The organism is Pseudomonas sp. HMSC065H01 (assembly GCF_001815235.1).
Classification (GTDB): domain Bacteria; phylum Pseudomonadota; class Gammaproteobacteria; order Pseudomonadales; family Pseudomonadaceae; genus Pseudomonas; species Pseudomonas aeruginosa.
In genome coordinates this window covers 123,672-130,962 of record NZ_KV819914.1, presented here as the reverse complement: position 1 = coordinate 130,962, position 7,291 = coordinate 123,672, and the positions used below count along the sequence as shown (strand labels likewise).

At 65.1% G+C, this 7,291-nt stretch carries 6 protein-coding genes; 4 read left to right on the top strand and 2 right to left on the bottom strand.

What is annotated here, in order from left to right; genetic code table 11:
• Nucleotides 1-168 precede the first annotated feature (168 nt).
• The 4 genes from rdgC (at nt 169) to HMPREF3014_RS24865 (ending at nt 2,989) form a co-directional block, all read left to right on the top strand.
• Nucleotides 169-1,089, top strand: a complete 921-nt coding sequence (rdgC, locus tag HMPREF3014_RS24880) for a recombination-associated protein RdgC (RefSeq protein ID WP_003091601.1) — start codon at nt 169-171, stop codon at nt 1,087-1,089.
• An 86-nt stretch (nt 1,090-1,175) separates the two neighbouring features.
• Entirely contained in the window at nt 1,176-2,111 is a 936-nt protein-coding gene (locus tag HMPREF3014_RS24875) for a bile acid:sodium symporter family protein (protein ID WP_003115569.1), read from the top strand.
• A gap of 139 nt (nt 2,112-2,250) precedes the next feature.
• Nucleotides 2,251-2,565: a quaternary ammonium compound efflux SMR transporter SugE gene (gene sugE, locus HMPREF3014_RS24870; protein ID WP_023087138.1), complete on the top strand. Its 315-nt coding sequence runs from the start codon at nt 2,251-2,253 to the stop codon at nt 2,563-2,565.
• A gap of 214 nt (nt 2,566-2,779) precedes the next feature.
• Nucleotides 2,780-2,989, top strand: a complete 210-nt coding sequence (locus HMPREF3014_RS24865) for a cold-shock protein (protein WP_003115568.1) — start codon at nt 2,780-2,782, stop codon at nt 2,987-2,989.
• A gap of 60 nt (nt 2,990-3,049) precedes the next feature.
• Here HMPREF3014_RS24865 and HMPREF3014_RS24860 read toward each other — a convergent pair whose 3' ends face one another.
• Entirely contained in the window at nt 3,050-4,924 is a 1,875-nt protein-coding gene (locus tag HMPREF3014_RS24860) for an MFS transporter (protein ID WP_003117607.1), read from the bottom strand.
• Nucleotides 4,925-5,098: 174 nt separating this feature from the next.
• On the bottom strand, nt 5,099-7,264 hold the full coding sequence (locus tag HMPREF3014_RS24855) for a TonB-dependent receptor family protein (RefSeq protein WP_003115567.1): 2,166 nt from the start codon (nt 7,262-7,264) through the stop codon (nt 5,099-5,101).
• Between the last annotated feature and the right edge of the window lie 27 nt (nt 7,265-7,291).

Genomic DNA, 7,291 nt, shown 5'->3' with positions numbered 1-7,291 from the left:
ACCCTTCACTCTCGAAGTGGGGCGCATTCTACGGAGCGATTCGCCCCCTGGCAAGCCCCTCGATGAAAAAAATTTTCTGCCGTTCCAAGGAGTTAGCGACGGACCGGGGTTGGCCTGAGCCGCCAGCGGCGGAATAATGGGTCCTTTGTGCCCGGAGAGAACGACCCCATGTGGTTCCGCAATCTGCTCGTCTACCGCCTCACCCAGGATCTGCAACTGGATGCCGATTCCCTCGAGAAAGCCCTCGGCGAAAAACCCGCCCGCCCCTGCGCCAGCCAGGAGCTGACCACCTACGGCTTCACTGCGCCGTTCGGCAAAGGCCCGGACGCACCGCTGGTACACGTCAGCCAGGACTTCTTCCTGATCTCGGCACGCAAGGAAGAGCGCATCCTGCCGGGCAGCGTCGTGCGTGACGCACTGAAGGAAAAGGTCGACGAGATCGAAGCCCAGCAGATGCGCAAGGTCTACAAGAAGGAACGCGACCAGTTGAAGGACGAGATCGTCCAGACCCTGCTGCCGCGCGCCTTCATCCGCCGCTCCAGCACCTTCGCCGCGATCGCGCCGAGCCTCGGCCTGATCCTGGTCGACTCGGCCAGCGCGAAGAAGGCCGAAGACCTGCTCTCGACGCTGCGCGAAGCGCTCGGCTCCCTGCCGGTACGCCCGCTGAGCGTGAAGGTCGCGCCGACCGCGACCCTCACCGACTGGGTCAAGACCCAGGAAGCCGCCGGCGACTTCCACGTGCTCGACGAATGCGAGCTGCGCGACACCCACGAGGATGGCGGCGTGGTCCGCTGCAAGCGCCAGGACCTGACCAGCGAGGAAATCCAGCTGCATCTCACCGCCGGCAAGCTGGTCACCCAGTTGTCCCTGGCCTGGTCGGACAAGCTGTCCTTCGTCCTCGACGACAAGTTGGCGGTCAAGCGCCTGCGCTTCGAAGACCTGCTGCAGGAGCAGGCGGAAAAGGACGGCGGCGAAGACGCCCTCGGCCAGCTCGATGCCAGCTTCACCCTGATGATGCTGACCTTCGCCGAATTCCTTCCGGCGCTCTTCGAGGCCCTCGGCGGCGAAGAAATCCCCCAGGGCGTCTGACGCCCCGCTCTCCCGGCGGCGCCCGCCGCTGGGAGAGTCGCGCCCGGCATGGCAGACTGGCGGCCGTCCAATAACAAGGAAAGCCCATGCGTGCCCTGACCGCCCTGAGCCGCTTCGTCAGCGCCAGCTTCCCGTTCTGGGTCCTGCTGTTCGCCATCCTCGCCTTCTTCCGACCTGCCTGGTTCCTCCCGCTCACCGCAGCCATCGCGCCACTGCTCGGCCTGGTGATGTTCGGCATGGGCCTGACGCTCAAGGGCGAAGACTTCCGCGAGGTCGCCCGGCACCCCATACGGGTGCTGATCGGCGTGCTGGCCCAGTTCGTCATCATGCCCGGCCTGGCCTGGTTGCTCTGCCGCCTGTTGCAGTTGCCGGCGGAGATCGCGGTGGGCGTGATCCTGGTCGGCTGCTGCCCCGGCGGCACCGCTTCCAACGTGATGACCTGGCTGTCCCGTGGCGATGTCGCCCTGTCGGTGGCGATCACCTCGGTGACCACCCTGCTCGCCCCGCTGGTCACGCCGGCGCTGGTCTGGCTGCTGGCTTCGGCCTGGCTGCCGGTGTCGTTCGCGGCAATGTTCCTGTCGATCCTCCAGGTGGTGCTGGTGCCCATCGCCCTCGGCCTGCTGGCACAGCGCCTGCTCGGCGAGCGCACCCGGCAGGTGGCGGAGGTGCTGCCGCTGGTCTCGGTATTCAGCATCGTGGTGATCATCGCCGCGGTGGTGGCCGCCAGCCAGGCGCGGATCGCCGAGTCCGGCCTGCTGATCATGGCCGTGGTGATGCTGCACAACGGCTTCGGCCTGTTGCTCGGCTATCTCACCGGCAAGCTGACCGGCATGCCGCTGGCGCAGCGCAAGGCCCTGGCCATCGAAGTCGGCATGCAGAACTCGGGGCTCGGCGCGGCGCTGGCCAACGCCCATTTCTCGCCCCTGGCAGCGGTGCCCAGCGCGCTGTTCAGCGTCTGGCACAATCTCTCCGGTTCGCTGCTGGCCGCCCTGTTCCGGCGCCTGGATGATACGCCGCGTTGAACTGGGTCCCGGTCGGGAAGCCTTGTCCCGACCGATGAACCATGCAAAATACCGCACGCAGTGAGGACGACCTCACCACCCGCCTCCGGCCGGTGATCGAATGGGGACGGCCCCGCCACCCGTTGCCCTGGAGATCGCCATGTCCTGGATCATCCTGTTTTTCGCCGGCCTGTTCGAAGTGGGCTGGGCCGTTGGTCTGAAATACACCGAAGGCTTCAGCAAGCCGCTTCCCACGGTCCTCACGGCGCTCGCCATGCTGGTCAGCCTGGGCCTGCTCGGCCTGGCCATGAAGCACCTGCCGCTGGGCACCGCCTATGCCGTCTGGACCGGGGTCGGCGCGGTCGGCACGGTAATCGCCGGGATCATCCTGTTCGGCGAATCCATGGCATTGCTGCGCCTGGCCAGCGTCGCGCTGATCGTCTGCGGACTGGTCGGCCTCAAGCTGAGCCATTAGACATCCATCGAATATGCTCCGAGGGGTATCGCTTTCCGCAGTTTTATCGCGTACTCTGCGACCACTGTGCTTGCTTGGGTCACAGTGAATCGTGACCTGGTGTGGTAGATCTCGGTCCGCTCATCGCCTCGGCTCCTCGTACTCTTTGCAACTCAGTACCTACCGGCTCGGATATTTCCGTCGCCGCAATCAACTTTGTTTCAGGAGTTACACCATGTCGAATCGTCAGAACGGCACCGTAAAATGGTTCAACGACGCCAAAGGCTTCGGTTTCATCACCCCGGAAAGCGGTAACGACCTGTTCGTTCACTTCCGTTCCATCCAGGGCACCGGCTTCAAGAGCCTGCAGGAAGGCCAGAAGGTTTCCTTCGTGGTCGTCAACGGCCAGAAAGGCCTGCAAGCCGACGAAGTACAAGTTGTCTAACTTGTAGTTCGCCAAAAAAAGCCCCGGCATCGCCGGGGCTTTTTCGTTTCTGCGGATCGATCAGCGAGCTTCGCCGCGCAAGCTCGTCACCCGCGCCTGCAGGTCGAGGCGCTCCACCGCCTCCGGCGCCACCGATTCGCCGGCCACCAGGCTTACCCGCGACCACAGTCGGCGGAAGAAGCCCTTGTTCGGGTCGCGGCTGAAGAAGCTGCCCCACAGCCCCTGCAGCGCCATGGGGATCACCGGAACCGGGGTTTCCTCGATGATCCGCTCGATCCCGGCGCGGAACTCGTTCATCTCGCCGTCGGCGGTCAGCTTGCCTTCAGGGAAGATGCACACCAGCTCCCCGTCCCTCAGGTAGTCGGCGATGCGCTGGAAGGCGCGTTCGTAGATCCCTTCGTCCTCGTGGCGCGCCGCTATGGGCACCGCGCCGGCGGTGCGGAAGACGAAGTTGAGCACCGGCAGCGAGAAGATCCTGTAGTACATGACGAAGCGCACCGGCCGCCGGATCGAGCCGGCGATCAGCAGCGCGTCCACGTACGAGACGTGGTTGCACACCAGCACCGCCGCTCCCTCGTCCGGGATCGCCTCCAGGTTCACATGCCGGACCCGGTACATGGTGTGGCTGAGCAGCCAGACCAGGAAGCGCATGGTGAATTCCGGGACGATCTTGAAGATGTACACGTTCACCGCGACGTTCATCAGCGACAGGGCGAGGAACAGCTGCGGGATCGACAGCTTGGCGACGCTGAGGAAGAGGATCGAGACCAGCGCAGCGGCGACCATGAACAGGGCGTTGAGGATGTTGTTGGCGGCGATCACCCGGGCCCGCTTGTCCTCGTCGGTGCGCGCCTGGATCAGGGCGTACAGCGGTACGATATAGAAGCCGCCGAAAATGCCGATGAACAGGATGTCGGCCAGCACCGCCCAGGTCTCATGGTGGCGCAGCACCGCCAGCCAGTCGTAGGGCGCCTCGCCTGGGGGAATGCCGCCGGCGTGCCACCAGAGGAGGATGCCGAAGACGGTCAGGCCGATCGAGCCGAACGGCACCAGGCCGATCTCCACCTTGCGACCGGAAAGCTTCTCGCACAGCATCGAGCCCAGCGCGATGCCCACCGAGAACACGGTGAGGATCAGGGTCACCACGCTTTCGTCGCCGTGCAGCCATTCCTTGGCGAAGGTCGGGATCTGCGTCAGGTAGACCGCGCCGAGGAACCAGAACCAGGAGTTGCCCACCAGCGAGCGCGAGACCGCCGGGCGCTGGCCGAGCCCCAGGCGGAGGATGCTCCAGGACTGGGCGAAGATGTTCCAGTCGAGCTTCAACCCCGGCAGCGCCGCCGCCGCTCGCGGAATGCCGCGGCTGGCCAGGTAGCCGCAGGCGGCCACCAGCACCACCGCGGTGGCCACCGCCGCCGCGTAATGCGCATGGGACATCAGCACGCCGGCGCCGATGGTGCCGGCCAGGATCGCCAGGAAGGTGCCCATCTCCACCAGCGCGTTGCCGCCGACCAGTTCGTCCTCGTGCAGGTGCTGGGGCAGGATCGAATACTTCACCGGGCCAAATAGCGCCGAGTGGGTGCCCATGGCGAACAGCGCGACGAACATCAGCGGCAGGCTGCCGAAGACGAAGCCGGCAGCGCCGACCAGCATGATGCCTACCTCGGCCAGCTTCAGCGCGCGCATCAGCGCGTCCTTGTTGTACTTCTCGCCGAACTGTCCGCCCAGTGCCGAGAACAGGAAGAACGGCAGGATGAACAGCAGTGCGCAGAGGTTGACCAGCAGGCTGCGGTCGCCGCTGACGCTGAGGTGATAGAGGATGGCGAGGATCAGCGACTGCTTGAAGATGTTGTCGTTGAAGGCGCCGAGCAGCTGGGTGATGAAGAACGGCAGGAAACGCCGCTTGCCCAGCAGGGCGAATTGCGAATGTTGGGTCATCGTCCTTGTTACCTTGCGTGGCCGCCGAAAGGAAGCCCGTCATCGATTGGACTGCATGGACCGCGGATCAGGCCACAGCGTTCCGATGGAAATTCCGCGCCCATCATAGAACAGGCGTCCGCGTTACCGCAGGACGCCTGTCGTCGGACGATGCGCCAAGTCGCATCCGAATATTCAGAAACCGACGCTGGCCTGCATGAACAGCGTTCGCGGCTGACCCACGTAGATTCCCGAATTGTTGTCGCTGGAGCGGGTGAAATACTGCTTGTCGAACAGGTTCTTCACCCCGAGTCCGAGCTTCAGGTTCGACGCCTGCGGGCCGAAGTCGTAGCCGACGCGGGCATTCCAGGTCACGTAGCCGGGAATGTCGCCGTACTGGCCGTCGGCGCTGGGCTCGGTGATGTAGTTGTGGGTGAAGTTGCCCTGGCTGTCGGTGCTCAGCCCTGGCGCGCGCTGCATGGACTGGGCGAAGGCGTCGAGGTTGTAGGTCCAGCGGTCGACCTCGTAGCGCACCCCGGCGGTGGCCACCTGGCGCGAGTAGAGCGGCAGGTCGCGCCCCTTGAAGGAGGGAATGTCGCCTTCGTAGGTGGCACGGGTATAGGTGAGGCTGCCGTAGACCGACAGGCCGTCCAGGCGCGGATCGAGAGCGGCGAAGTCATAGTGGCCGGAAGTCTCGATGCCCTGGTGCTTGGTGGCGCCGAGGTTGGTCCAGCCGACGTCGTTGCTGACGTACTGCAGCTCGTCGTCGAAGTCGATGTAGAACAGCGTGATCTCGCCACCCCAACTGCCGTTGTCGTAGCGCGTGCCCAGTTCGTAGGTCTTGGCCTTCTCCGGCTCCAGGCCGGCGGCGGTATCGTTGCCGCTGCCGCCCTGGCCGAGCTGGAAGTACTGCAGGCTGCCGAACGATTCGGAGTAGTTGGCGAACAGCTTCCACTCGTCGCTCAAGTGATACATCAGGCTCAGCGCCGGCAGCGGTTCGTTGTAGTCCTTGCTGCGCTTCTTCTCCTGCACCGGCTTGCCGTTCAGGCCGAGCACCGGGCGGTCGCGCCAGTCGCTGTCGATCTTCTCGAAGCGGATGCCGGGGGTGATGGTCCAGTTGCCGACATCGATCTTGTCGTCGATGTAGAAGGCGCTGGCCTCGGTACCGCCGGTACGGTCCTGGTAGGTATGGCCGTCCGAGCCGGGACGCACGGTCGGCACATTGTCGACCAGGGCCAGCTGGCTGGCGCGCTCGTTCATCGCTTCCTTCAGGTAGCGGTAGCCGATGCCGACCTCCTGGGTGGTCGGGCCGGCGAAGAAGATCCGCGAGACCCGCGGCTCCACCGCGAACACATGGTAGTCGCGCGGGTACGAGGTGATGGTCCTGAGGTTGCGCGCGGCGATGCTGCTGCCGCGGAAACTGTCGCTGTAGTAGGTGAGCACCTCGAACTGGGTGAGGTCGTCGACCTGGCGGGTGTACTTCAGCGAGAAGTCCTTGCGCCGACCACGGAAATTGTCCCAGTCGCGTACCGACTGGAAGGGATCGTCGTCGTACTGCGCCTGGGTCAGGCCGCCCGGCATATCGGCGTAGGCGTCGTAGTAGTGGAAGTTGGCCGCCAACTGGTCGCTGTCGGTGAGCTGCCAATGGGTCTTGAGCAGCACGTCGTCGATATCATTGTCGTTGTTGCCGTCGCGGTAGTCGGCGCCCTTCACCCCGGAATACAGCAGCGCCACGCCCAGGCCGTTGTCGGCGGTCCCGCCGAGGAACGCCTGGTTGAGCTTCTTCCAGCCGCCGTGGCCGGCATGCTCGATGGTGGTGCCGATTTCGCCGGAGAACTTCTCCGGAATCGCCCGGGTCACGAAGTTGATCACCCCGCCGACGTTCTGCGGGCCGTAGCGCACCGAGCCGGCGCCGCGCACGACGTCGATGCTCTCCAGGTTGCCGATGGACAGCGGCATCATCGACAGCTGCGGCTGGCCGTAGGGCGCCACCGCCGCCGGCACGCCGTCGATCATCACCGTCGAGCGCGGCGACAGGCGTGAAGTCAGGCCACGCACCCCGACGTTCAGGGAGATGTCGCTGCCGCCGGTACCGTTGTTGTCCTGCACTTGCACGCCGGGCACCTTGCGCAGCACGTCGCGGACGTTCTGCGCACCGCTCTCGAGCATTTCCCGACGACGCACCACGCTGCGCGCACCGGGATGGTTCTGCACCACCGCCTGGTCGGCTTCGCCCAGCCAGTCGCCGACCACGGTGACCGTGCCCAGCTCCTTGGCTTCCTCTTCGGCCTGCGCCGCCTGCATGGACACACCCAGCGCGATGGCGACGGCCAGGCGCGACAACGAACTCACGGACGACATCGAGGCTCCCCCAGGGACGCAGGAAAA